This window comes from Sorangium aterium (assembly GCF_028368935.1).
In the GTDB taxonomy this organism is placed as follows: domain Bacteria; phylum Myxococcota_A; class Polyangia; order Polyangiales; family Polyangiaceae; genus Sorangium; species Sorangium atrum.
Genome location: NZ_JAQNDK010000003.1, coordinates 1,272,252 through 1,296,797, shown reverse-complemented (window position 1 = coordinate 1,296,797; position 24,546 = coordinate 1,272,252). Strand labels below are relative to the sequence as shown.

Annotated in this window: 18 protein-coding genes and 3 tRNA genes; 9 read left to right on the top strand and 12 right to left on the bottom strand. The window is 71.5% G+C overall.

Features of this window, described 5'->3' with window-relative positions; translation table 11 throughout:
• Window positions 1-7 precede the first annotated feature (7 nt).
• Window positions 8-1,303 carry a tetratricopeptide repeat protein gene (locus POL72_RS29095; protein WP_272099215.1) on the top strand — a complete coding sequence of 432 codons (1,296 nt, stop codon included), beginning with the start codon at window positions 8-10 and terminating at the stop codon, window positions 1,301-1,303.
• A complete protein-coding gene (locus POL72_RS29090; RefSeq protein ID WP_272099213.1) occupies window positions 1,290-2,561 on the top strand; it encodes an outer membrane protein assembly factor BamB family protein in 1,272 nt (423 codons plus the stop codon). The genes POL72_RS29095 and POL72_RS29090 overlap by 14 nt, the downstream gene beginning before the upstream one ends.
• Window positions 2,562-3,089: 528 nt before the next feature.
• Here the strand turns inward: POL72_RS29090 and POL72_RS29085 are convergent.
• A complete protein-coding gene (locus POL72_RS29085) occupies window positions 3,090-3,686 on the bottom strand; it encodes a GNAT family N-acetyltransferase (protein ID WP_272099212.1) in 597 nt (198 codons plus the stop codon).
• Between the two features lie 72 nt (window positions 3,687-3,758).
• On the bottom strand, window positions 3,759-5,450 hold the full coding sequence (locus POL72_RS29080; RefSeq protein ID WP_272099211.1) for a hypothetical protein: 1,692 nt from the start codon (window positions 5,448-5,450) through the stop codon (window positions 3,759-3,761).
• A 489-nt stretch (window positions 5,451-5,939) separates the two neighbouring features.
• Here POL72_RS29080 and POL72_RS29075 point away from each other — a divergent pair, with 489 nt between their 5' ends.
• Window positions 5,940-7,376 (top strand): serine/threonine protein kinase, encoded by a 1,437-nt coding sequence (locus POL72_RS29075; protein ID WP_272099209.1) that lies wholly within the window; start codon window positions 5,940-5,942, stop codon window positions 7,374-7,376.
• A 51-nt stretch (window positions 7,377-7,427) separates the two neighbouring features.
• Here POL72_RS29075 and POL72_RS29070 read toward each other — a convergent pair whose 3' ends face one another.
• The 3 genes from POL72_RS29070 to POL72_RS29060 form a co-directional block, all read right to left on the bottom strand.
• A complete protein-coding gene (locus POL72_RS29070; protein ID WP_272099207.1) occupies window positions 7,428-8,276 on the bottom strand; it encodes a hypothetical protein in 849 nt (282 codons plus the stop codon).
• Between the two features lie 153 nt (window positions 8,277-8,429).
• The gene (locus POL72_RS29065; RefSeq protein WP_272099205.1) at window positions 8,430-9,557 is read right to left on the bottom strand and encodes a carboxylate-amine ligase; all 1,128 of its coding nucleotides are present in this window, start codon (window positions 9,555-9,557) and stop codon (window positions 8,430-8,432) included.
• Entirely contained in the window at window positions 9,554-10,537 is a 984-nt protein-coding gene (locus tag POL72_RS29060; protein WP_272099202.1) for an ATP-grasp domain-containing protein, read from the bottom strand. Before POL72_RS29060 ends, POL72_RS29065 begins: the two co-directional genes overlap by 4 nt.
• Window positions 10,538-10,902: 365 nt before the next feature.
• Between POL72_RS29060 and POL72_RS29055 the strand changes: the two genes are divergently transcribed.
• From POL72_RS29055 to POL72_RS29045, 3 genes are all read left to right on the top strand, one after another.
• Window positions 10,903-10,974 (top strand) — tRNA-Val (locus POL72_RS29055).
• A gap of 45 nt (window positions 10,975-11,019) precedes the next feature.
• Window positions 11,020-11,096: transfer RNA gene (locus POL72_RS29050), tRNA-Asp, on the top strand.
• 166 nt (window positions 11,097-11,262) lie between these two features.
• A tRNA-Asp gene (locus tag POL72_RS29045) sits at window positions 11,263-11,339 on the top strand.
• 95 nt (window positions 11,340-11,434) lie between these two features.
• On the opposite strand, the gene POL72_RS29040 is transcribed toward POL72_RS29045, so the two are convergent.
• From POL72_RS29040 to POL72_RS29030, 3 genes are all read right to left on the bottom strand, one after another.
• Entirely contained in the window at window positions 11,435-12,973 is a 1,539-nt protein-coding gene (locus POL72_RS29040; RefSeq protein ID WP_272099200.1) for a hypothetical protein, read from the bottom strand.
• 119 nt (window positions 12,974-13,092) lie between these two features.
• Window positions 13,093-14,454 (bottom strand): sugar transferase, encoded by a 1,362-nt coding sequence (locus POL72_RS29035; RefSeq protein ID WP_272099198.1) that lies wholly within the window; start codon window positions 14,452-14,454, stop codon window positions 13,093-13,095.
• A 451-nt stretch (window positions 14,455-14,905) separates the two neighbouring features.
• On the bottom strand, window positions 14,906-16,378 hold the full coding sequence (locus tag POL72_RS29030; protein WP_272099196.1) for a hypothetical protein: 1,473 nt from the start codon (window positions 16,376-16,378) through the stop codon (window positions 14,906-14,908).
• A gap of 330 nt (window positions 16,379-16,708) precedes the next feature.
• Between POL72_RS29030 and POL72_RS29025 the strand changes: the two genes are divergently transcribed.
• A complete protein-coding gene (locus POL72_RS29025) occupies window positions 16,709-17,998 on the top strand; it encodes a glycosyltransferase family 4 protein (RefSeq protein WP_272099194.1) in 1,290 nt (429 codons plus the stop codon).
• A 180-nt stretch (window positions 17,999-18,178) separates the two neighbouring features.
• On the opposite strand, the gene POL72_RS29020 is transcribed toward POL72_RS29025, so the two are convergent.
• Window positions 18,179-18,787: a hypothetical protein gene (locus tag POL72_RS29020; RefSeq protein WP_272099193.1), complete on the bottom strand. Its 609-nt coding sequence runs from the start codon at window positions 18,785-18,787 to the stop codon at window positions 18,179-18,181.
• A gap of 566 nt (window positions 18,788-19,353) precedes the next feature.
• Between POL72_RS29020 and POL72_RS29015 the strand changes: the two genes are divergently transcribed.
• Window positions 19,354-21,885, top strand: a complete 2,532-nt coding sequence (locus POL72_RS29015) for a hypothetical protein (RefSeq protein WP_272099191.1) — start codon at window positions 19,354-19,356, stop codon at window positions 21,883-21,885.
• Window positions 21,886-21,945: 60 nt separating this feature from the next.
• On the opposite strand, the gene POL72_RS29010 is transcribed toward POL72_RS29015, so the two are convergent.
• The gene (locus tag POL72_RS29010; RefSeq protein WP_272099190.1) at window positions 21,946-22,254 is read right to left on the bottom strand and encodes a YciI family protein; all 309 of its coding nucleotides are present in this window, start codon (window positions 22,252-22,254) and stop codon (window positions 21,946-21,948) included.
• Between the two features lie 170 nt (window positions 22,255-22,424).
• Here POL72_RS29010 and POL72_RS29005 point away from each other — a divergent pair, with 170 nt between their 5' ends.
• The gene (locus POL72_RS29005; RefSeq protein ID WP_272099189.1) at window positions 22,425-23,342 is read left to right on the top strand and encodes a hypothetical protein; all 918 of its coding nucleotides are present in this window, start codon (window positions 22,425-22,427) and stop codon (window positions 23,340-23,342) included.
• Between the two features lie 147 nt (window positions 23,343-23,489).
• On the opposite strand, the gene gloA is transcribed toward POL72_RS29005, so the two are convergent.
• Both gloA and greB read right to left on the bottom strand, forming a co-directional pair.
• Entirely contained in the window at window positions 23,490-23,885 is a 396-nt protein-coding gene (gloA, locus tag POL72_RS29000; RefSeq protein WP_272099187.1) for a lactoylglutathione lyase, read from the bottom strand.
• Window positions 23,886-23,929: 44 nt separating this feature from the next.
• Window positions 23,930-24,403, bottom strand: a complete 474-nt coding sequence (greB, locus tag POL72_RS28995) for a transcription elongation factor GreB (protein ID WP_272099185.1) — start codon at window positions 24,401-24,403, stop codon at window positions 23,930-23,932.
• Window positions 24,404-24,546 lie beyond the last annotated feature (143 nt).

Here is a 24,546-nt window from a genome sequence, read left to right as displayed (position 1 = left end):
CCGCCGCGTGTCGGACAAGGACCGAGAGCAGGCCGAAGAGAAATCCGCGCAGAGCGACGGCGATGTCGCTGCCACGCGGAGCGATGGCGACGAGGACGGGGCCGCGGAGGCGGCCCCGGCGAGGCCGCCGCGCGGCGCTCCGGTGAAGGACGCCGGCGGCGATGGCGACGACGAGGCCGCGCAGCGCGTGGCCGACGCGCTCGGCGTCGGCGAGGCCGAAGAGGCCCCCGCGCCGGAGGCGGCGAGCGAGGAGGCGGTCGAGGCAGCGCCGAACCGCGCATCCCGCCGCCGCGACGAGGCCACCGCGCGCCGCCGCAAGAAGAAGGCGACAGGCGAGGAGCTGCCCAAGGACAAGAACGCCCGCGCGAAGGAGCTGCTCGCTCGCCGCAGGGAGCAGGCCGAGGGGCGCCGCCCGGTCCAGCTGCTGCCGGGCGAGATGGTCGAGGACGCGCTCAGCCGGATGACCAGCGGCGCTGGCCGGTGGATCAAGGCGAACTTCCACATCGTCCAGTGGGGCGTGGTGGCGGCGATCGTCGCGACCGGCGGCGTCCTGTTCTACCTGTCGCGGGCCGAGAAGAAGGACGCCGCGTCCACGTCGGCGCTCGTCGCGGCCGTCGCCGCGGATCGGGGCAGGGTGCTCGCCGAGGACACGCGCACCGACGAGGAGAAGGAGCTCGACGTCACGAGGACCTTCAAGACCGCGGACGAGCGGTCGGCCACCGCGCTCGCCGAGTACAACAAGGTCATCGACGAGCACGCCGGCACCGGCGCGGCGACCCTGGCGAAGCTCGGGCAGGCCGGGGTGCTGCTCGACAAGAAGGACTACGCTCACGCGCTGGACGCGTACAGCGTCGTGGTCTCGTCGCCGCTGGCCGGGGCCGATCCCGACGTGAAGGGGCGCGCCATCGAGGGCATCGCCTTCGCCCGGGAGGGCAAGGGTGATCTCGACGGCGCGCTCGCGTCGTTCAAGGAGCTCGAGGCGATCGACATGAAGGGCTACAAGGAGCTCGCGCTGTACCACCAAGCGCGGCTCTACCTGGCCAAGGGCGACACCGACAAGGCGAAGGAGCTGCTCAAGAGCGCGCACGAGAAGCTCCAGGCGCCGTCGACGGAGGGCCGCCCGTTCCAGTTCCTCGAGGCGGTCGTCGAGGAGATGCTGCGCAAGATCGATCCGGCCGCCGTGCCGCCTCGCGCCGCGTTCGGCGGTCCGAAGGGCCAGTCGATGACGCCGGAGGAGATCGAGCAGCTGCTCCGCCGGGCGCGTGAGAACGCGGAGAAGAAGGCGGGCGATGCGCCGCACTAGCCGCGCAGCGGGCGTCGCGCTCGTCTGGCTGGGGCTCGCGCCGCTGAGCGGCTGCGGCAACCTGGGCGTCGCTGCGGCGCCCGATGCGCCGCTCTGGCTGCACCATCCAGGCGGCGCGCTCGGCATCACCATGCGCCGCGAGATCACCGCCGAGACGCGCAAGGTCGGCGAGGCCTACGAGCGCGGCCGCCCCGAGATCGACGTGGCGCACCGGCGCGTCTTCGTCGGATCGAGCGATCACGGCCTGTACGCGGTGCGTGCGGACACGAGCGACGTCCTGTGGCGCTTCGAGACGCTCGGCCCGGTGCAGTGCGAGCCGCTCTACGACGCCGCGTCGGACACGGTCTATTTCGGCTCGGACGACGGCGCGCTCTACAAGGTGCGCGCGTCGGACGGCACGCTGCTCTACCGCTTCATGACCAACGCGAAGGTCGCGCGGCGGCCGGTGCTGCGCGACGGCGTTCTCTACGTGACGAACGCGAACGACACGTTGATCGCGCTCGACGCGGCGACGGGGGCGATGCGCTGGCACCAGCACCGGACGCCGGCGGGCGGGATGGAGATCGCCGGGTACGCGGGGCCGGCGCTCGGCCGGGACAAGGTCTACACCGCGTTCTCGGACGGGGTCGTGATGGCCTACGACCTCAAGGACGGGTCCGAGCAGTGGGCGCTCGTCGACCTGGCCGCCGAGGCCGAGCAGAGCGCTGGCGGCCAGACGCCGAAGTACCTCGACACGGACACCACGCCGGTCCTCGGGAAGATCGCCTCGGGCGATGTGGTCTTCGTGGCGGGTTACGCGGGCGGGGTCTTCGCGCTCGACGCCGAGAACGGGACCCGGGCCTGGGTGAACGAGGCGGCGGTCGGCGTGACCGAGCTTCTCCTGTGGGAGCAGCCTGCGCACCAGCCTCGGAGCGGAGGCGGTCCGATCGTGCCCGCGCGGAAGGTGCTGCTCGCGTCCTCCGGCATGACCGGCCTGTGGGCGCTCGATCCGGAGGATGGCCGCACGATCTGGCGCCGGGATCTGCCAGACGGCGGCATCTCGGCCCCCGTGCCGTTCTCGGGGGCGTTGCTGGTGACGACCACGCGCTACGGGATCTTCCTGTTCTCTCCGCTGGACGGGGCCGTGATCGACGGCATCGAGACCGGCGGCGGGATCGCGATGACGCCGGCGGCGTACGGCCGGCGCGCGTTCGTCCTGACGAACGGCGGCTCGCTGCTGAGCCTGGACGTCGAGACGCCCCCGGTTCCGAAGGGCTGAACACACGCACAGGTTGAGGCGCGGCGGCTTGATGCCGGCGGGCCGAGGGGCGCGCAGGGCATCGCTGCCGACGCCTTGAGGCGTGCTTCGGGGGGACGCTGGACGGGGGGCCTCCGGCCAGGTCTCGTGGCGGGCAGCACCGGCGGGGCGGTGGCCGTGGGCGAGGCCGACCCAGGTTGCGGCAACGGCGGCGACCGGTGCGGCGGACCCAGGTTGCCGTGAGCGAGGCCGACCGGGGTTGCGGCAACGGCGGCGACCGCCGCGGGATGCGGCCCGCATCGGCCCCAGATGCATGAATTTGCTCGCGAAATCGAGCCGAGCTCCCCTGCCCGCCGCACCGGCATTGGATCGCATAAGAAACATTATGTCAACTCGCGCGCCCGGGCGGGGTTCCAGGCCCCACGGCTGGTCCGAGCGCAGCCAGGCGAACCCTGGCCGAGTCGTCCGCGCGCTTCTGCAGCCGCGCGCCTTCGTCCGGGCGCCCGTCGGCTCGGGACGGCCCCGAGCGAACGGTCCGCCCGGCTGGGTTCAGCTCTCGCCGCGCTCGTCGCCCGCGTCGCCCTCGTCCAACGCTTCAGGGCGTTGCGGCGGGATGGCCGCCCACAGGACGACCTCGCCGGCTCGGGTCAGCGGGCTCCCGGAGGCCTCCTGCTCGCTCCACCACGCCCGGACCTCCGCCGGCGCGTCGTCGCCGAGCGGCTCGAAGCCCTTCTTCTCGTAGAAAGCCCGGGCCCAGCTCGCCTTCTCCCTGGAGCGCACCACGACCTGCTTCAGGCCGAGCTCGCGCGCTCGCCCCTGGAGCTCCGCGAGCAGCCGCGTGCCGATGCCGCATCGCTGGTGGTCCGGGTGCACCGAGAGCTCCTCCAGGACTGCGACCCCAGGCGCCTCGTCGCGCCACGCCAGGTAACCGGCTACCTCGTCGTCCGCCTCTGCCACGCGCACGTCGTGCCGCCGCGTCAGCGCGGCGAGATCGGCGAGCGTCCGCGCCTCGACCTCCGCCACCCCAGGGCCAGCCTCGCGGTGCATCGCCGTACAGGCCTGCTCCAGCGCCACGAGCGCCGGCAGCTGGGCCTCTTGCAGTCCTGTCACGCGGATCCGCTTCGGGGCCGTCCGTTCGTCATGCATCCCCCGAGGCTATCGCCGATGCGCGGGATGCCCCACTTCTTGCCGAACGTGCACGCGCGGCGCCGCGGCAGCTCAGCTGCGCAGCTGGAGCAGCCGCGCGATCGTCTCGCCGTCCCCGGGGCTCAACGGGACGAGGATCCCGAGCGCCGCGCCCCGTGGCGGAGCGTTCCTTCCGTCCATCGGAACGAGCCGGAGCTCCCCGGCGCTCGAGATGCCGATCACCGCGATCCGCAGCGCCGGCAGCGGCTCGATCTGCGACGCGGGCAGCCGCGGCGGCGGTGCCTGCCATTCCCCTTCGTACGGCGGATCGCTCCACGACGAGTCCTCCGACGAGCCCCCACGATCGTCCGTCGGAGCTCCCTGCGACCAGGACGCCGCCCCCTCCGCGCCCCGGCCCTGCACCGCGTCCGAGGGCTCCCCGTCTCCCTGCTGATCCGCAGACGCGATGCCAGCGTCGGCTTCATCCGGCTCGGCCTCGGTCCAGTCGGCGCGGTCATCGGACGCGGGACCCGCCTCCGGTGCGGCAGCGGGCGCCTTGCCGTCGCCCGCCAGCTGCTCCAGGGCGAGCATCGGCGTCTCCTCGTCCAGGTCCTCGATCCGGAGCTCCATCAGCACCCGCTGCTCCTGCGGGGTCAGGGGGCGGCGCGCGGTGCCCTCCTCGTCCGTGCTCGGCCAGAGCCCCGGGCGCCGCTCGGTCGCCTCCTGCGAAGAGCCCGCGCCGAGCGGGACCGCCGGCCGCCGCGCCAGCGCCGCGGCCATGGCCGTCGGCGTCGGCACCGTGGCGCGCTGATCGGCCGGAGGATCCGCGTCGGCCGGCTGCTCCCCACTGTCACTCTCGCGCGCCGCTTCCGACGCGCCCTGCCCTGGCTCCTGGCCAGCGAACGCGCCCGCGGCCGGGAGCCTGACCACCGGGACCTCCTCGGTCACCGCGGTCGTCGACGACACCCTCCCGTGGGGCGACGCCGCGAAGCCGGTGATCGCACGCGCGTTCGCCGGGACAGCGCGGCCCGGCGATGCGGCCGTCGAGGCAGCTGCACCCGGCGGGGCGCCGGTCTTCGTCGCCGCGCCGGGGCGCGCAGGGAGCCCTGGCGCGTGGCTGGGCGCGCGGGCCGCGGGCGACAGCTGCGTCGGGGTCACCTCGCGCAGCGCCGCTGCGCTCACCGGCGCAGGGGCGCGCCCCGGCACCACCGACGACGGCCGGCCCACCCCCGCCGCGGGCCTGGGCACGGCTCCGTCGCGGAACGTCGCCACCGCGGAGGCGAGCGGCCCTGTCGGCGCATCGCCGGCAGGCGCGCGGACCGAAGGCGCCCGCATCGCGGCGGGCGGCGCGCTCGTGCCCGCGCCGCCGCGCTCGGCTCGCCCTGCCTCCGCGCCCGGCGGACGCGACGGTCTCGCCGGTGCCCCCGGCGCGCTCGGCCTGGGCGGCGGCGCGCTCGCCGTTGCGGCAGGAGCGCCGGACCCCTGGGGAGGCGCGCTCAAGGCCGCGTTCGGCGGCGCGCTCGCGGTCGGGGGCTGCGAGGCCGTGGCCGTGTCCGCGTCGAGCGCCGCGATCTTCTGCGCTACCTCCGCGGCGGCCTTGAAGAGCTCGAGGGCGCGCAGGTCGGCGTTGGCATCCGAGGCCTGCTCCGCGGCGCGGCGCAGCCATTTCAGGGCCTCGTCACGCTCCCCGCGCCCCCACAGCGCGGTCGCGGTCGACAGCGCCCAGTGCACGTCTTCGTTGTCTTCGTCGTGCGGCGGCGGGATCGGGCGCAAATTGGCTTCCATGAGGCCTCGTCGAGCAGGTCGCTCACCGTGTATCACGACTCCAGCGCCCGCGTCTTCAACGCGAGCTGGCGCACTTTTCGCACCTTTACGCGCACTTTTACACGCGTCTTTACACGCAACGAATCATTCCCTTTCGCGGCGCTCGGTTCCCATCGGTTCCCATCGCTTCGCACCGCTTCGCATCCGTTCCGATCTCCTCGCGCGTCACATCGATCGCCCTGGCCGCGCTCGCCGCGCTCTCTCTTCGGGCCGCGCTCGCCTACCCTCCGCTGCGATGCGTCCATCCGATGCGCCTTCGCCCCCGAGCTTGAGGTCCGTATACGCTTCGTGGCACCCTGGCTTTGCGGGACCTCCTTCGTGACGTGCAGGCGCGATGGCGCTGCGTCGCTCCGGCAGACGTCGAGGCTACGGGCCTCCACGAACGTAACGGCGGCACTCGATCCCTACCCCTCCAAACTCCGCCTCCCCATCCAGTAGGACGACCACCGCGTGCAGATCCTGTCGGACCTCAAGCCTGGAGACACGCTGGGCCGCTACGAGCTCCTCATGCCGGTCGCCCGCGGAGGGATGGCGGCCGTCTGGGCGGCGCGCCTCGTAGGATCCCGCGGCTTCCAGAAGATCGTCGCCATCAAGACGATGCTGCCGGAGTTCGGCGACGACCCCGCCTTCGAGGCGATGTTCCTCGACGAGGCGCGCCTCGCGTCCCGCATCCGGCACCCCCACGCGGTCGAGATCGTCGAGCTCGGCGACGAGAACGGCGTGCTCTACATCGTGATGGAGTGGGTCGACGGGGACACGATCGCCACGCTGAACAAGCAGGTGAAATCGACCGGGGGCGTCGGCGTCCCCCTGCCGATCCTCCTGCGCATCGCCTCGAGCATCTGCGCCGGCCTGCACGCCGCGCACGAGCTGCGCGACGACGAGGGCAGGCTCGTCGACCTCGTGCACCGCGACATCTCCCCGCAGAACGTGATGGTGTCGTTCGACGGCATCGTGAAGATCGTCGACTTCGGCGTCGCCAAGGCCACGGGCCGCCTGCACGAGACGCACGTCGCCGGCCAGCTCAAGGGCAAGATCCCGTACCTCTCGCCGGAGCAGCTCACGTCGGGCAAGGTCGATCGGCGCGCCGACATCTTCTCGCTCGGGGTCCTCCTCTACACGACCCTCAGCGGCTACCACCCGTTCCGCGGCAAGACGGACGCGAAGACGATGGAGAACATCATTCGCTTCGCCCCCGTCCCCATCCGCGAGCTCGTGCCGGACATCCCCTTCGATCTCGCGCTGGCGATCGAGCGCGCGCTGGCCAAGGATCCGGCGGACCGCTGGAGCGACTGCGCGTCGTTCCAGCGAACGCTCGACCAGATCGCGATCTCTCTCGGCGCCCCGGTGACGGAGGGCGACGTCGGCCGCTTCGTCCGCGAGGCGCTCGGGGACGCCGTGGCCGAGCGCCGGAAGAAGCTCGCGACGGCGATCCAGCTCGCGGACAGCCGCTTGTCGGCGCGGGGGGAGCCCCGCTCCACGTCCGGGCGGCGAGGCGAGCCGCGCAGCAGCAAGCGGCCGCCCGCCGGGAACACGCCGCTCCCCGCCACGTTCGCCGGCATCCTCCCCGTCTCTCTCGACGAGCCGCCGCCCAAGTCCTCCTTCCCGCCGCCACCGTCCAGCCGCAAGCTGCCGGTCAAGTCCGCGCCTCCGGCCCTGATGACGCCGGCGCCCCGCCGACGGCGGCGGTGGCCCCGACGCATCTTCCTGGCCTTGGTGGTGGTCCTGCTGCTCGTCTCGGGGGCGGCGCTCGCCGCCCGCGCGGGCCTCCTGCCCGTGCCCGGCGAGGTCCACGACGCCCTTCGCGACGTGCGCGCGCTGCTCCGCGGCGCGCGCGAGCTGCTCCGCGGCATCCTCGAGCGGCTGAGCGCGCTGCTGGCCGATTAGCGCCGATTAGCGCGGACTAGCGCCGACCAGCTCCGCACGGCCGCGCGACCGTCACTTGATGCCGGCGGACGGCTCCGGCAGGCAGACGCCGAGCGCGCAGAGCAGCAGGTTGACGTCGCCCGCCGCGCAGTACACCTGCCGCGCGCAGTAGTCGTCGTAACCGCAGAGCTGATGGCAGGACGCCTCGTTCCCGAGCTCCCCGGTGAACGTCATGCAGGACCAGCCGCTCGACAGCCAGAGCCCCTCGGGCCGCTTCGCGTCGAAGAGGCACGCGTCGGCGCGCGTCTCCGGGTCGAACACCTCCGCGGTGCAGGCGTCGCCTCCGGACAGCTTGCTCCGCGCGGCGGACATCGTGTTGAGCAGGTAGGTCACGTCGCACGCCTGATCCGAGGCGGAGTCCCGCGCGATCCGGGCGCGCAGCTCGTCCTTCCTCGCCGCGTAGGACCGCACCGCGCGGATCGCGCTCGTGACCTGGTTGTTGCCGCCGTCGGGCTTCGTCCCTTCGGCGAGCGCCGCCAGCACCTTCTCGACCAGCTGCTCCGCCTCCGGATCGGCGCCCGCGGAGCCGTCCTTCGCGTAGCCGAGCCGGATGGTCGAGGGCGGCGTGCGCGGCGTGCACGGCTTCGCGTGCGCCCAGAGCTCCTCGCTCACGATGGGCGGCCGCTTCGTGAACGGCTGCTTGCAGGCGCCCACCGATCCGGGAGGCAGCGAGCCGGAGGCCCGCGGCGTCGGCTGCCCAGGACCTTCGTTGACGTACTCGGTCGACGCGCAACCCGCGGCGCCCGCGGCGGCGGACAGCGCGAGCAGACAGCCCACCGAGAGAGCTGCGACGCAGCGATGCGGAGCGTTTCCCACGGCCGCACGGTAGCAGAGCCGGCGCGCGAGCAGAAATTCTCGCACGGCGGCCGCCTCGGCCGGCGGCCGCCTGGCGGTGCGTCCCGCCGCCCCTGCCCCGCCGAGCGCCTCCGCCGGAGCCGCCCGCGGCCGGGAGGATGGCTCCCCCCGGCGCGCGGCATCCCCGCGGCGGCCTCCGCCGCCGGGCCGCTCGGGGCCTTACAGCCCGAGGCTCGACTGCTCGATCAGGTCGTCGACCACGGCGTGGAAGCTCTTCGTCCTGGCGTAGACCGTGAGCTGGCGATCCGCGCTCGTCCCGTCGCGGAGGATCGCCCGGATCCGCTCGAGCTCGCCCTGCGACCCGAAGATCTCCGCCGACTCTTGCACGAACTCGAGGAGCTCGCCGACGAGGTGGCGGACGGGGACCTGCTCCTGCTTCCCGAAGTCGATGAGCTGCCCGTCGAGGCCGTAGCGCACGGCGCGCCACTTGTTCTCCTCGATGAGCTCCTGCCGGTACTCGCGGAACCCGAGGTTGCGCCGGTAGAGCAGATAGAGCTTGCCCATGACCGCCTGGACGAGCGCGGCCAGCGCCACGGTGTCGTCGAGGCGCGTGGTCATGTCGCAGATCCTGACCTCGACCGTGTCGAAGAACGGGTGCGTGCGGACGTCCCACCAGATCTTCTTCGCGTTGTCGATGCAGCCCGTCTTCACGAGCAGGTCGACGAAGCGCTGGAAGTGGCCGTACGACTCGAAGGGCCCCGGGATCCCGGTACGCGGGAAGCGCTTGAAGATCTCGCTGCGCGTGCTCTTCAGCCCCGAGGGGCGGCCGAGCCAGAACGGCGAGCTCGTGGAGAGCGCGAGGATGTGCGGCAGGAAGTAGCGGATCTGGTTCGCGAGGGCCATCGCCACCTCGCGGTCCTTGACGCCGACGTGGACGTGCAGCCCGAAGATGAGGTTGGCGCGGGCGACGTCCTGCAGGTCCTCCACGATGCACCGGTAGCGCTCGCCGTCGGTGATGTCCTGCTTCTTCCAGTCGCTGAACGGGTGCGTCCCGGCCGCGACGATCCGCATCCCCCCTCGCCGCGCGAGCGTGTTCAGGCTGCCGCGCAGCTCGGCGAGCTCTCCCCTCGCCTGCCGGATGTCCCGGCAGACGCCCGTGCCCGTCTCCACGACCGACTGGTGCATCTCGGGGCGGGCCCGGCCGCGCAGCAGCTCGTGGCCCGGCCCCCCCTCGAGCAGCTGGCTCACGTACGACCGCAGCTCGCGCGTCTCCGCGTCGACGATCTGGAACTCCTCCTCGATGCCCAGCGTGAACTGGCCGTCGAGGAGCCCCTCGACGTCGGTCATGACGAGGCCCCGAGCCGAACTTTGCCCACGGAGGGCCGGACGAGCCTCGACCACGCGTAGCCGTCCCGCGTCCGCCGGTCGCCCCGCGAGCACTCCACGGCGAACGCGACCATCCAGTCGACGGCGATGTTGAAGTACCGCTCCCGCAGGTGCTCGATGTGCATGTCCGGCGCCGGGTTCGTGAAATCGATCGCGTACGGGACGCCGTCGCGGATCGCGAACTCGATCGAGTTCATGTCGTAGCCGAGCGCCTTGTTGATCTTGATCGCGTCCTCGATGACGCGGTCGTGCAGCGCCTTCGGGAGCCACCGCTCGCTGTCGTGCTGCACGTAGCAGCCGCGGAGCCCCGTGGGGCCGATCGCCCTGGGGTCGTACTGGATCGGGAGGACGCGATCCTTGCCGACGCAGATGCAGCGGACGTAGTCGTCGAAGTCGATGAACTCCTGCAGGGTCATGACGTTCTGCCCCGAGGCGTTGTAGGCGGCGAGCAGCTCCTCCTGGCTCCGCACCACCGACACGTCCTTCCACCCGCCGCCGTCCGCGGGCTTGAGGATGGCCGGGAAGCGCACATAGTCGACGATCGCCTCCCAGTTGAGCGGATACTCGAGGTTGCGGAGGCTGCGCTCCTTGACGATCGCCGGGATGTAGTCGCGCTGGGGCAGCATGACGGTGCGCGGCGTCGCGATGCCGATCTGCGACGCCAGCGAGTAGCCGAAGAACTTGTCGTCCGCGCTCCACCAGAACGGGTCGTTGATCACGAACGCCCCGCCGAGCGCGGCGGCCTTCAGGTAGAAGCGGTAGTGCTTCACCTCCTGGCTGATCCGGTCGATGAGCACCCGGTACGGGCTCTCGAACCGCTCGGGCGTCCCGCCGAGCTTCGCGATCTCCGCCCGGACGCCGGGCACCTTGTTGCACCTCTCGAGGAACGCCTGAGGGAACGACTGTTCCCAGCCGACGAGGATGCCGATCTTCTCCGCCATACGTTGCTTGCTCCTCCCACTACGCCTACGCGCGGCTGGCGCCGCTGACGCACAGCGTAGCGCGGACACACGGGAATTTTGCGCCAGAAGTGTATCGATGAATCAGGTTGTCACACGGTTCAGCAGCTCTGTTCGCACGTCCGTTCGGCGTTCGTGACGGCGCTTGCCATCGCAGCAAACGAGCGACGCGAGGCCTGGACGCGGATCGCGAGCGTGGCGACGGGCGCGCGGCAGGCGCGCGGCGCGTGGCGAAAGCCAAGGAGATCCAGGGGCAGGCGCGGGCTCGATCAGCCAGGGACGGAGGCCGCGAGAAATAAATCTTGACGGACTCCGTTCGGCGAGTACAGTCGCGCACCTCTCCGACGGGGCGGGTAGCTCAGCGGCAGAGCGTCGGCCTTACAAGCCGATGGTCGCAGGTTCGACCCCTGTCCCGCCCACTTCCTGGGTTTAGGGGCCTGGGTGATCTGTAGTGATGTCAGTCTGGGGTGGTAGTTAAGTTGGTTATAACGCCGGCCTGTCACGCCGGAGGCCGCGGGTTCGAGTCCCGTCCACCCCGCCAGCTTTCTTCCCTGTCATCTGAGCCGATGCTCGCCTGAGCCTCCCTCGGTTGGCTTGCATCGCTCGGTGCAGGCCAGGCGAGGAGGTCTGGCTCGTGGCGAGCTTGCTCATGGGAAGGAAAGCCAAGCAGGCTCGGCGCTCGCCGAGCGATCGTATCGCTGACGTCTGGGGTGGTAGTTAAGTTGGTTATAACGCCGGCCTGTCACGCCGGAGGCCGCGGGTTCGAGTCCCGTCCACCCCGCCAACGCTTCTTGAATCTCCGCCGCGCCGCCGTCCGCGGTCGCCCGCCGCTCCTGGCGGGACCGGGCGCTTCTGGCGTGGCGCGTAAGGCGCTGCGCCTCAGTCGTCCCGCCGCGAGAGCGTGAGCAACGCCTTGACCTTCGCGTACGAGATGTAGGGGTTGTCCTCGCTGCCCCCGAGATCGTCGGCGTCCTCGCCCGTGCCCTGGGCCCGCACCGGGATCCAGAGATAATCCGGGTGGAGCTCCTTGCCGTTGATCCCGTTGACGATCGAGGGGTTCTTGATCCACTCGCCGCCCAGGATGGTGAGGTTGTCGTCGAGCTCGAGCACATAGTGCAGCTCCGACACGGAGAGCGGGACGGTGCGCTGCTCGGGCGGCGTGAGCAGCGTCTCGCCGGTGACCGAATCGGAGATCATCCAGAAGCGCGCGGCGACGCGGACGAAGCGCGTCGCGCTCGGGTTGAACCGGTAATTGTAGCAGTCGGCGCCCATGTACGCGCCGCCGCACAGGAGCCGCGCGGCCTGCTGGGCGTCCACCTCCTCGATGACATCGATCGAGAACTGCTTGACGGGGAAGCTCCACACCTCGACGTCCCAGGTGTGGTCGACGATGAACATGAGCTTCTGTCGCTCGGTCGAGTCGCCGTGGAGCGGCTTGGCTCCGACCGCGAGCAGCCCGGTCATGGCCACGTGCATCGTGGCCGGGTTGAGGTCGCGGCAGGCGGGGTCGACGGGCCTGCCGTAGACGTCGCGCATCGTCCGATCCGCCCGCGTCTCGCAGCGGCGCCCCGAGAAGGTCACCGAGTCGCTGAAGTAGAGCTCGCTCATGAGCGCCTCGATGTCTGCCATGCGGAACAGCACGCAGCCGGTCTCCGCCGCGGCGCACTCGGTCACGGTCGAGCCGGAGAGCTTCACCCGGACGTCGCGGCGCGGCCCGGCCCCCTCGGCGGCGACATAGGCCGACCACCCGTTGCAATGCCCCCACCAGTACTCCGGATAGACACCCTGGTAGAGCCCGTGATGCTGTAGCTCCCAGCGCGTGACCGGGCCGGCCACGACCACCGCCGGCTGGATATAGGGAGGATTGCGCAGGTACGGAGGCCGCCTGAGGTCGTCCATGCTCCACGCGGCGATGCCCCCGAGCCTCTCCATCTGCCCCGGGTGGAAGAGGACATCGTATTTCTCGGCGGGAGAGAGGTTGTCCGGGTCGGAGGTCCGATCGGAGTAGTTCTTGTTGGCCGAGTTCCAGCGATCGGCGATCCCGTTCTGCCGCTGCGGCCACCAGTTCGAGGCGAACGCGGTCGACTGCGCCTCGCCTTCCCGGAGCGTCGAGTTGAGCTGGAGCAGGGAGCCCCGGAGGTCGGGGTGCAGCTGCGAGGGCAGGTTGGCGCCGTCGATCGCCTCGCGGCCGCCGGTTCGAGGGATGAGGAGCTGGTGCGCGCCGCCGAGGATCTGGCCGGTCTCGGGCGAGAAGCCGAGCACATAGGGCAACTCTCCGCCTTCCATGAAGCGGAAGGTCGAGACGTTCAGGCTGCTCTCCGCGACGGCGACGCTCTCTCCCGGCGCCGGGTCGAGCTCCGCACAGCCCTGCACCAGAAGCACCGAGCTCACGACGCTCGCCCATCTCCACGTCTTCATCGCCGAATCCCCCCGGAGACCGACGCCCGCCGATCTCTGGCGCGTGCTCTGCAGAGGGCGCGCCACCGGGCCCGGCGTTAAAGAGCGCAGCCATTGCACGGCGCGGCAGCCGGATCATTTCACCGTGCGCCGATGCGCCAGAGCACGACCTTCACGGTGTCGATGAGGATGGAGATATCGAACCAGAGCGAGAAGCTCTTCATATAGTAGAGATCATACTGGAGCTTCTCCAGCGCGTCCTCGGCGGACGCGCCGTAACGGCAGCGCACCTGTGCGTGTCCCGTCACTCCCGGCTTCACGAAGAGCCGCTGCCGGAAGAAGGGGATTTGCTTCTCCAGAGCGTCGATGAACTCGGGGCGCTCCGGCCGCGGCCCCACCATGCTCATCTCGCCGACCAGCACGTTCCAGAGCTGCGGCAGCTCGTCGAGCCGCGTCTTCCGGATGAACCGCCCGACGCGGGTCACGCGCGGATCGTTCTCGGTGGCCCACGCCGCCCCGTCCTTCTCGGCGTCGGTCCTCATCGAGCGGAACTTGTGGATCCTGAACGGCTTCCCGAGAGCGCCTGTCCGGATCTGCGAATAGAGCGCCGGCCCCCTGGAGTCGAGCTTCACCAGGGCGGCCGTGAGCGCCATCAGCGGCAGCGCGAGGACGAGCCCGGCGGTCGCGCACACGACGTCGAAGATCCGCTTCGCCAAAAGCGTCCGCCGCCGCACGTTGAACCCGTGAGAGAAGATGATCTGGCTCGGCTTCAGCTCGCGCACGCAGATCTTGCCGGTCACCCGCTCGTAGAAATCCATGCCCTCCTCGATCTCGACGCCGCGGAGCTTCAGATCGAGCAGCTCTTCCAGCGGGAAGGCGGCGCGGCGCTCGGACGTCGCCACGATCACCGCCCCGACGCCGCGCTGCTCGACGAGGCGCCGGAGGTCTCGGTACCTCCCCGCGATCTCGACCTCGTCGATCGGCTCCTCGTCGCGGACGAGCCGGCCGGCGAGGCGCAGCCCGAGGACCTGTCCATCCTTCCGGATGAGGGCCGCGCACGAGCGGGCGAGCTCGCCCGAGCCCAGCACGACCGCGAGCTTCGAGAAGCTCTCGCTCCTCATCACCCGATCACACGCCGCGCGCCACGCGGGGAGCACGAGCGCCGCCGCCCCGAGCGACGTCAGGATCACCCGATCGCTGATCTGCGCGTCCGGCACGAGCCAGAACGCGAGCCACAGCACCGCCGCCGCCAGGCCGAGCGCCCGGAACGTCGTCAGGACCAGCGCCCGCGCCCTGGGAGGCTCGGGCCCGTACAGGCCGTGATAATAGAGCGACGCCAGCGCCACCAACGAGATGCTCGCCGTCCGTCCGAAGCGCTCCCCATCGAGCGTGTGCTCCCAGCCCACGAGCACGCCCGGCGCGCAGCACACCAGGAGCGAGAGCAAGCTGGCCTCGACAAACCACACCATGGCCCGGCGCGGCGACCGGAACAGCTCCAGCATCGTCCCTCCACTCGTCGGCCCCGGGCGGTCGCACGTCACGGCGCGTCGCCTCTGACGGGGCACATACGGTTGTAGTTGAACCCACACTAGAGCAGACCGGGGCAGATCGCCAGATGCCTCCGACGAATCTCATTTCACGACGGCGGACTGATCCGCCGCACGCGGGGCCGGGCCCGGCGAAATTGGCGATTTCGCGGCCGGATTGCGCCGATGACGTGCGGGCTGTCGTGGGGAGTCGCGGCACGAGTAACGCCGTCGACGGATTGCATACGTCGAGTCCTTAGCGTCACGTGGACCGAGGCTGAGCCGCTGCGTCACGTGGACCGAGGCTGAGCCGCTGCGCGCCACGTCAGGGGTGCGCCGCTCGGCGCGCTGTAGTCTCGGCGGCTCTCCGGCGGCTGAGCCGTCGCGCCGCTCCCGGCCGGGAGAGCGATTGGCGTGTCGAGGGGGGTTATCGCGCGTCGCGCGTCGCGCGCGGGCCGGCTTGCGCGGCGCGCGCGGGCTGGGTCTCGCCGGAGGCGCCTGGGGTCTCGCCGGAAGCGTCGCCGCCATCGTCGAGCTCGCGGCCTGGCTCGGGCGCCTGCCAGCGGCCCGAGGGCATCCCCTGGATCATCGCGCTGCGGCGCTCGTCGTCCCATGCGCCGTCGGGATCGCGGCGGAGCGTCCGGTGTCGATCCGTCGAGAGCGTCCCCGAGATCCCGGCGCTGACGATGCTCCTCAGCGAGCCGCCGGCCTCGCCTGTGCTCGGCGCCGGATCGAGCGCGGCGCGCATGTACTCGAGATCGACGCCGCCGCTCAGCGCGATCCCGCGCCAGAGGGGATAGGAGATCTGCGCGCCGGCGAGCGCCGTGGTCGTGGACAGCGACCCTTCCCTGGAGGGCGCCGGCGCGCCGGGGGTGAGGTGGAGCGGCGGATTGGCGGCGACGGGGGCGCTGCCGATCGAGAAGCGGGCGACTCCGGTGACGATGAGGTCGCGGGTCGCGCCGCCCCGGGCGGGCCGAAAGCTCGCTTCGAGGGACGCCTCGTGCTCGTGCCCGAATCCGATCCTCGGCCCGAGCGACGTGTAGGCATAGGCGTAGCCTGCTGTCAGCCGATAGCGCTGCTCGACATAGGTGAGCCCGATCCGCGCCGCCGGCGCGATCACCGCGTCGCGCGACGACAGCACGGGCGGCGGGCTCGCGACGGTCACGCCGCCGGCGACGCGCGTCGAGACGTTCCGCGTGAGCTCGTGGGACTCGGAGAGGAGCGCGGCGCCGGCGTGGACGCGGGCCGCGCCGCGCGTGAGATCGGTGTCGAGCAGCGCGTGACGGTACTGGGTGACCTCGTACCGGAGCTCGGGTGTCAGCGTGTCCAGCGCGCCGAGGTCGAACGAGGTGCTCACCTCGGCGCGCCCCGTGTGCGCGTCGATCCCGACCGCGGCAGGGTCGTCGGCCGAGAGCGCGCCCGCCTGCTCGTAGCCGGCGCCGAGGCGCACCGAGGACCGCCGCGACGCCGTGATGGAGAGGGCCGGCCCGGCGGAGAGCGTGTATTGCAGGCGATCGCCGGACAGGAAGGGATCGCGCGCGGCGAGCGCGTCATCGGCGCGCACGCCGAGGCGGGTCGCGAGGTAGCCGGCCGCAGCCATGGAGAGGTCCGCGAGCGGCGAGAGCGCCCAGCCCGCTCCCCCGCCGAGCCGCGCCGAGGCGCTGTCGGAGGGCGTGAGTCGAGCCGAGTCGAGCGAGACCTGAAACACCCGCTCGTAGCTCCCATCGACGCTCAGTCCATAACGCGACACCTCGCCCCGGAGAGAGCCCTCGAGCGAGCCCACGACGCCAGCCATCAGCGCTCCCGAGCCCACGTCCCCGACGTTCGACGCCACGCTCTGCTCCACCGCCGCCCGTGCCGTCACGTCGGAGTCCCACATCGGCAAGACGAACGAGAACACGCGCCCCCTCGCTGTCGAGCGGCAAGCCCCGCGGCACGAAGCGACCCGAATCGGCCGCCCCTCCCCTCCCCGGCAGGCACGCCCGGCGCCCGGAGCGTCCCACGTTCGATGATGTTTGCAACATTACAAATCTGGCCTCGGCATGCGCGTCTCACGGGAGCGCGCCGCGCCGGGCTTGCGCGGCGCTGCCAGGGACGCTCCGGAGAGCGGGCCAGGTCGTGCGAGGCGCGCGCTCGCGGTGTGGACGTGCGCCGACAGGGCAGGACGTACCTCGGAGTCCATCGCTGCCCCGCTGAGGGCGGACCGATGGAATGTAACAAATGTTACACCATGAAGCCTGGCGTGAACGTGGGCATGAAGGAGGCGGGCTGGCTGAGGCAGCCGCGCGTCCTCTGGGTGACGCGCATCTTTCCGAACCGGGTTGAGCCGCTGTCGTGCGCATTCCAGCGGCAGCAGCTCGCGGCGCTGTCACGCCGCTGTGCGGTGGAGGTGCTCGCGGCGATCCCGTACCACCCGGGCGTATCGCTCCTGGGCGAGCGCACGCGTCCGGGCCGGCTGGTGGCGGTGCCTGCGCGCGACGAGATCGATGGCGTCCCGGTGGTCCACGCGCGCGCGCCGTACCTCCCGGGGGCGGGTCGGGTGCTGGCGCCCGTGAACGCGCCGCTCTACCTGGCGGGGCTCCTGCCGTACATCCCGCGGCTGCGGGGGCGGTTCGATGTCGTGCTGGGGGCGTGGCTCTACCCCGACGCCTGCGCCGCGGCGCTGCTCGCCCGGATGCTCGGCCTCCCTTACGCTGTGAAGGCCCACGGCACGGACGTGAACGTCGTGGCCCGCTGGCGCTCGGTGCGGCCGCTCGTCGGCAGCGCGCTCCGGTCCGCCGCCTGCGCGATCGGCGTGAGCCGGCCGATGGTCGAGGCGCTCGTGGCGCTCGGCGCGCCGAAGGAACGCGCGGTCCTCGTCCGCAACGGGGTCGATCGCGCGCTCTTCCGCCCTGCCGACCGGGGCGCGGCCCGGCGCGAGCTCGGGCTCCCGGCGCACGGGCGCATCGTCACCTTCGTCGGGCACGTCAGCCGGGAGAAAGGGATCCACGAGCTGCTGCGCGCGTTCGAGGCGCTCGGCAGCGACGGCAGCGAGCCTGTCCATCTCGTGATCGTCGGCGACGGCCCGGAGCGGGCTGCGGTCGAGCAGGCCGCCGCGCGGCGCGATCGCGAGCGCGCGCCGGCCGATCTGCGCGAGGGGCGCGGCCGGATCCTCGCCGTCGGGGCGCGGCCGCTCTCCGCGGTTGCCCGCCACATGGCCGCGACGGATCTGCTGGTGCTTCCGAGCTGGGCGGAGGGAACCCCGAACGTGGTGCTCGAGGCGCTCGCGGCCGCGCGTCCTGTGGTGGCCACGCGCGTCGGGGGCATCCCGGACGTGGTGACGCCGGGGCGCACCGGCTTGCTCGTCCCGCCGCGCGATGCGGGGGCGCTCGGCCGGGCGCTCCGCGAGGCGCTCGCGCGCGCCTGGGACGAGGACGCGTTCGCCGAGGCGGCGCCGCCGTCGTGGGAGGAGAGCGCCGAGGCGCTGCGGCGGCTGCTCGCGCGCGCGGCGTTCGGGGACGACGGGCGGGCCGCCGCGTAGCTCTACTGCGGGAATTTGCCCCGGATCAGCAGAAAAACCGCCAAGCCGCCAAGGACGCCAAGGGGAGAGGGGAAAAGGGGCCGTCCGGGCATCCCCCCTATTCCCCGGTTTTGTTGGCGCCCTTGGCGGCTTGGCGGTTCGCTTCCCCGGCCGACTTCCCGCAGCAGAGCCAAGGGCCGATCACCACGAGATCGACCAGGTGCACCGCGGCGCGCCGCGGTGCCTGCAGGACGTATGCTCGACCGAGCTGCGCCGGCTGCCGAGGAGCGCGAGGCCCGCCTCGACCCAGCCCGAGATACCATGGCTGCACATGTAGAGCGGCAGACCGCCGCCCGAGAGGGTGGCCCTCCCCGCGGCGTCGCTGATGGCCGTCGCGCTGAAGTCGCCGTACCTGAAATAGGTCTTGTACACTAGGCCGAAGCGCTTGAAGAGTACCGACGGCGAGCCCACCGCCGCCATCGTCTTGTAGGTCGTCGTCAGGTCCTTCCGGGCGATCTCCGCGCCGAAGAAGCGCATCTTCTCCATCCTGCCGCCGAAGAGCCCATGCAGGAGCGCGCAGTCGATCTCGAGGAGCGGCGCCATGTCGTGCCAGGCCAGCGGCATCGGCGGATCGTCGAGGTAGCGGGCCGCCTGCGGCGAGAGCTGGCGGCTCAGATCCGCCACGACCCGCTCGCCATAGCTCTGCCTCAGGGCCTCGGCGCGGGAGCTGATCAGGGTGCCCTTCACGAGGTTCCCCTCGCGGAGGATCCGAGGATCGCCAAGGAACTGGGAGGAGTCTGGCGTCGGCATACTGCGGAGCGCTCCTATCTTCGCCGAGTATAGCGACAGATCCGCGCGGAGGTGTGGCGGATTCGCGTCATGTGCCCTCGGTCCGCCGTGCGCGTGTCCTCCGAGGTTCCGAGGTGTCCGCGCCTTCCGGGGCCGCGGAGGGGCGCGGAGGCGAGGGCTCACCCCGCTCGATATTTCGATTGCGCTCGCTATTTCTACGTCGCTCTACGCCGCTCGACGTCGTCGCCGTCCTGCCCCACGATGCGCGAGCGCCACCTCATCCGGGATGGCGTCTCCTTATCAGATGAATGGTATGCAACATTACCACCGACGCGAGGTGCGCGGCGCCGTCCTCCGCCGCTCGACCACAGGGATGATGCGCGCGTCTCGGCCCGAGGGCTGATGAGGTCGCCGCGCGCGAGCCGCTCGGCGGCGCCGTCGATGTTGGCCATGTGACACGGACGCGCACTGCTCCTTCCTTGGCGACGCGCGGCGCGCACGCAGATACTCGGCACGACGCGTGCTGTTCAGCGTGGGTCAACGCTGGCCGGCGCGGCTGTTCGCGCCCAGCGATACCGAGAACCAGCATGCGACCGATTCACCACATCCTCACCGCCGCGGTGCTCTCTCTGGGCCTTGTCGGGGCGCAGGGGCGCGCCGCCGCGCAGCCTGTCGCCGGTCACCCGCGACTCTGGCTCACGAACGAACACCTCCCCAGGCTGCGCGGGTGGGCCGCGGACGGCCGAAACCGCATGTACACGGAAGCCATGGTGCCCGCGCTTCGGGGCGCGATCGCAGCTTACGAAGGCCGGTTCTATCCGAATGGCCGGCCAAACCCGACGTGGCCGGACGGCGGCACCAACGCCTACGAGCAGTATCCGACCGAGGCGTATGCCGAGTTTTTCGCGTTCATGTCGCTCATCGATCCCGACGCAGCGGCCCGCCCCACCCACGCTGTCAGGGCGCGCAACCTCCTGATGCATGCCATCGAGGAGGCGAGCAAGGGCAGGGCCGACGGCCAGCCCTTCCGCCGCCCGGGGTTCGCGACCGGCGACCGCTCGCGCTGGTGGGGTGAAGGCTTCCCGCTGACGGTCGACTGGATCTACGGCGCGACCGACAGCGGCGGCCGTCCGGTGCTCTCCGCCGGGGACAAGGCCAAGATACGGCAGGTCTTTCTCAGGTGGATTGACGACAACCTCCACGCCTCGACGGCGGGCAACGAGCACCCCCACCCGGTCGGCGTCATGAACGATCCGGCGCTCCTCCGCGATCCGCTCCAGCTCAGGTGGGCTGCGAACAATTACTATCTCGGCCATCTGCGCAGCGTCACGCTGATGTCGCTCTCGATGGACGACGCGGACGACCCTCCGCTCGATCCGAGCGCGCCGGCGGGGGCGCTCGGCAACACGCTGCGCAGCTACCGCGCGGACGCGACCGGGGCGTGGCTCTACCAGGCCTTCGCCGTCTTCGAGGCCTCCGAGACCGCGGCCAAGCAGCTCGGGGTCCCGTCCGACGGGCTCGGCGTGGCCAGCGGCGGCATGCCCGTGGAGGGCTTTCTCTACGGCAGCGGCGGCGTCGCGACCCTCCACCAGGCGCTGCTCGGGCTCTATACGGCCGGCTACGGCGCCCAGGCCCAGTCAGGACCTCAGATCGGGCTGCTGCGCAGCGGAACCTGGGACCGCTTCACGGACGGGTTCCTGCACTCGATCGCGCCGGGCCCGATCACCTACCCGTCGAGGAGCGACCTCGGGCCGGTCTACGAGGTGGCGAACTACGGCGACACGCTGCAGGGCTGGGTCGAGCCGCGCTTCGCGGAGCTGTTCGGCTCGCTGGGCGTCTACGACCAGCTCACGGGCAACACGGCGCGCTTGCAGAGGTCGCGCTGGATCGTGGCCAACACGATCGCGGGCGGCGCGCCCGAGCTCTACGCGCGCACGTCCAAGATCTGGGGCTCACCCGCCCCGAGCCGGGCGATCCTGAGCTTCATGCTCTTCGACCCGGCCGCGCCGCTCCCGCCGGATCCTCGCCCGGCGATGCCCACTGCCTTCTTCGAGCGGGCGCCGGGGCGCGGCTCCCTCCGCGCGCGCTCGGACTGGACGGCGGGCGCGACGTGGTTCACCTGGCGGTGCGGCTGGGTCACCATCAACCACCAGATCGGCGATTGCAATCAGATCGAGCTCTACCGGAAGGGAGAGTGGCTGACGAAGGAGCACACGAGTTACTCGAACAACCTGATCGGGTCCACGACCGATTACCACAACACCCTCTCCCTGCAGAACGACAAGCCGTCGAACATTCGCTGGTTCGAGAAGGAGATCGTCGCGCGAGGCGGCCAGTGGCGCGAGGGGCGCGCCGCCGGCGATCCGATCACCCGCATGACCCGGGGCGCCGGCTACGTGTTCGCCGAGGGGATAGCGACGGATCTGTACAACACCCGCGAGAACGTCTGGGCGCCGACGGACGCCGCCCGCGACATGGTCCACGCGAGCCGGTCGGTCGTCTGGCTGCAGCCGGATCACGTGGTCCTCTACGACCGCGCGACGTCGCGCACCGCCGGCCGGTTCAAGCGGTTCAACCTGATGACCACCTCGGCGCCGCGGATCGCCGGCCGGACGGCCAGCTCCGTGACCCCGCGGGGGCAGACGCTGTTCATCCAGAGCCTCTTGCCGCGGAACGCCCGCATGACGGCCGTGCCGATCGAGAACGTCGACAAGCCGGCGGCCATGGAGCCGACGACCCACCGCCTCGTCGTGGAGGATCCGACCGCTCCGACGGACGTCCGCTTCCTGCACGTGCTCCAAGGGGCCGACGCGGGCGCGGCGATGGATACGGCGACGCGGATCGACAGCGCGCAGGGCTCCGGCTTCGACGGCGCGCTCGTGGCAGGCACGGTCGTCCTCTTCCGCTCGGATCTGCGCTCGGACCCGCAACCGAGCTCGGCGCCGCTGTCCTATCAGGTGCCTCGCGCGACGCGCAGGCATGTGATCACCGGCCTCCTGCCGAAGACCGGCTACGACGTGGCCGTCGTCTCCCGGGAGCCGGAGCTCGCGATGCGCATCACGCCGGGCGGGCGCACCACGACGGACGACGCGGGCGTGCTCTCGTTCGACACGCCGTAGCGCGCGGCGCGCTGCGGCCGCGCGGACGGCGCCGGGGCGATGAACAGCCCGGCGCCCCCTTCAGGGCTTCGGGGCGAAGGCCCGGTCGAGCTCCTCCTTTCCGAACACCGGCGCCCACGGCAAGAGCTCGTACTGCGCCAGCCCCTTCTCCGTGAAGGGATCGCCGTCCCGGATCCGATCCAGCGTCGCCCCGGCCGCCTCGTCGGGCACCCGGAGCAGGAGCGCGCCGCCGTAGCGGGGATCGAGCGGCCCTGACGCGAGCACGAGTCCCTGCTCGATGAGCCCCTTCAGATAGGCGCGGTGGGCGTCGACGGCCGGGAGCACCTCGTCGAGCGGTCGCCTGTAACGAATGATCGCAATCGCGTACATGATGTCGTGAGTCCTCGCGCCGCAATCTACCAGAGCACAGCGCGCCCGGCCGGAGAGTCTGTTCGCGCCAGGGCGCCCTCCGGCCGAGCCTCCGGCGGCAATCGCGCGGTCCCCCTTTCCCTTCGCGCGTCCGTCTGGCAGTGTGCGCGCCCTCCGCTGGAGACACCTGTATGGCGAGACCCCCGAAAGCAGCACCTGCTCCCGTTCTCCCGTCCTCGCCGGCCGCCGCGCTCGCTGCGTACGGCCGCGTTGAGCCGAAGCTCCTCGAGCTCGGCCCCGACGATCTCGTGACCGTCTACGTCGAGGTCCCCAGGGCCGTGAGCTCCGTGCTCTCCGCCCTGCCCCACCTGCGCGAGCTCCGCGACGAGATCGTCCGGGATCTACCGAACCACCCGATCGCGATGCTGGACGAGCTCGAGGACTACGCCCTCGCGGCCTGGTACGCCGATCTGCTCTACAGCACGCCCGCGAGCGAGCTCGACACGAAGAAGCTCACCGAAGAGGCCGGCACGCTGCGCGAGGCGCTCCTCGTCGCCGCCGAGGCGCTCGGTCACAGGAACCTCCTCGACAAGCAGCGCGTCGCCGACATCCGCAAGGGCAAGGGACACGCGGATCTTGCGAGCGATCTCATCGCCCTGGCCGAGCTCTTCCGCGGCTCCTGGGACAAGGTCCGCGCCAAGACGGCGGTCGAGGACGAGGAGCTCGAGCGCGCAGCGGATCTCGGCGTGCGCCTCCTCGCCGCGCTCGCCGCGAAGCCCGGCAAGGGCACGTCCGCGGCGCCGAAGATCACCGACGCCGGCGATCGCCGCGCCCGCGCGATCTCGCTGGTCGCGAAGGCGTACGAGGAGTGCCGCCGCGCCGTCGCGTACCTGCGCTGGCACGAGGGCGGCGACGGCGATCTCGCCCCGTCGCTGCTGCAGAAGCCGCGCGGCCGACGCCCGAACGCCGAGAAGGCCGCGGCGGCCGCGAGCAGCGCATCGTCCGAGGCGCCGGCCAAGGCGCCCGACGAGGAGGCGTCCGCGGCAGAGGGCGGCGAGCTCTCGTCCCCCGAGCCGGCGAACGACGCCGCGCCGGTCGTGAGCGCCTGATCGTCCGCGCCTCGCGGACTCGAAGCGAGCGCGCAGCAGCGACGAGGCGCGGGCAGCGCGGAGGCTCCTCTGGGCCTCCGGCCGCTCCGCGCCCTCCCCTGCGTCGACGCGCCTCGACGACCTCGATCTGCCGGCCTCGAGCTCCGGCTACCGGCTCCGGCTCGACTCCTCGATGAGCTCGACCTTGTAGCCGTCCGGATCCTCGACGAACGCGATCACGGTCTTGCCGTGCTTCATCGGGCCCGGCTCGCGCGTGATCTTCCCGCCCGCCGCCCGGATGCGGTCGCAGGCCCCGCGGATGTCGTCGACCCCGAGCGCGATGTGCCCGTACGCCGTGCCGAGCTCGTACTTGTCCACGCCCCAGTTGTACGTGAGCTCGAGCTCGGCGTGCTCGGGGTTCTTCCCGTAGCCGAGGAAGCAGAGCGTGAACTTGCCCTCCGGGTAGTCCTGCCGCGACAGGAGCTCCATCCCGAGCACGTCCCTGTAGAAGCCGATCGAGCGCTCGAGATCGCCGACCCGAAGCATCGTGTGCAAGATCCTCATGCCGATTCCCGTCTCCTTCTCCGGCCCTGGCGCCAGCGCGGCGCTCAGCCGTAACGCACCGAGATGAGCTCCATCTCCGCCTCGCCCGCCGGGCGGCGCACCGTGATCACGTCCCCCGCGCGCTTGCCGAGGAGCGATCGACCGACCGGAGAGCGCCAGCTGATGCGCCCTGCCGCGCTGTCGATCTCGTCCTCGCCCACGATCTGGTACGTGCGGCGCGCGCCGTCCTCGTCCTCGATCTCGACCGTCGCGCCGAAGAAGACCTTGTCGCCGCGCTGCTCGGACGGATCGACCACGACGGCCTTCTCCAGCCGCTTGGTCAGGTAGTGCATCCGCCGGTCGATCTCGCGCAGCTTCTTCTTGCCGTAGATGTACTCGGCGTTCTCGGAGCGATCGCCCTGCGCCGCCGCGTCGGCGACCTCCTGGACGATGCGAGGCCGCTCCACGGAGCGGAGCCGCGCGAGCTCTTCGGACAGCCTCCTGGCCCCGCTGGGCGTGATGTAAGCCGGGTCGGACATGGTCGAGCGCGAGCGAGCCTACGCCGCGCCGCTCGCCAGTTCAACGCCATGGATCCCGGCGCGGCAGCCCCGCCGAGGACCCGCCTCGGATGCCCCGATCTTCACGGATCTCCACGAGATTCCCCACATGTTGCGGACGGTTG

Coding starts and splice junctions, on each gene's coding strand:
- POL72_RS29065 (WP_272099205.1), bottom strand. CDS start 9,557: ATGACCGACGTCGAGGGGCTCCTCGACGGCCAGTTCACGCTGGGCATC.
- POL72_RS29005 (WP_272099189.1), top strand. CDS start 22,425: ATGGCGAGACCCCCGAAAGCAGCACCTGCTCCCGTTCTCCCGTCCTCG.
- gloA (WP_272099187.1), bottom strand. CDS start 23,885: ATGAGGATCTTGCACACGATGCTTCGGGTCGGCGATCTCGAGCGCTCG.
- POL72_RS29085 (WP_272099212.1), bottom strand. CDS start 3,686: ATGCATGACGAACGGACGGCCCCGAAGCGGATCCGCGTGACAGGACTG.
- POL72_RS29060 (WP_272099202.1), bottom strand. CDS start 10,537: ATGGCGGAGAAGATCGGCATCCTCGTCGGCTGGGAACAGTCGTTCCCT.
- POL72_RS29080 (WP_272099211.1), bottom strand. CDS start 5,450: ATGGAAGCCAATTTGCGCCCGATCCCGCCGCCGCACGACGAAGACAAC.
- POL72_RS29035 (WP_272099198.1), bottom strand. CDS start 14,454: ATGCTGGAGCTGTTCCGGTCGCCGCGCCGGGCCATGGTGTGGTTTGTC.
- POL72_RS29015 (WP_272099191.1), top strand. CDS start 19,354: ATGCGACCGATTCACCACATCCTCACCGCCGCGGTGCTCTCTCTGGGC.
- POL72_RS29025 (WP_272099194.1), top strand. CDS start 16,709: ATGAAGCCTGGCGTGAACGTGGGCATGAAGGAGGCGGGCTGGCTGAGG.
- POL72_RS29040 (WP_272099200.1), bottom strand. CDS start 12,973: ATGAAGACGTGGAGATGGGCGAGCGTCGTGAGCTCGGTGCTTCTGGTG.
- POL72_RS29020 (WP_272099193.1), bottom strand. CDS start 18,787: ATGCCGACGCCAGACTCCTCCCAGTTCCTTGGCGATCCTCGGATCCTC.
- greB (WP_272099185.1), bottom strand. CDS start 24,403: ATGTCCGACCCGGCTTACATCACGCCCAGCGGGGCCAGGAGGCTGTCC.
- POL72_RS29010 (WP_272099190.1), bottom strand. CDS start 22,254: ATGTACGCGATTGCGATCATTCGTTACAGGCGACCGCTCGACGAGGTG.
- POL72_RS29090 (WP_272099213.1), top strand. CDS start 1,290: ATGCGCCGCACTAGCCGCGCAGCGGGCGTCGCGCTCGTCTGGCTGGGG.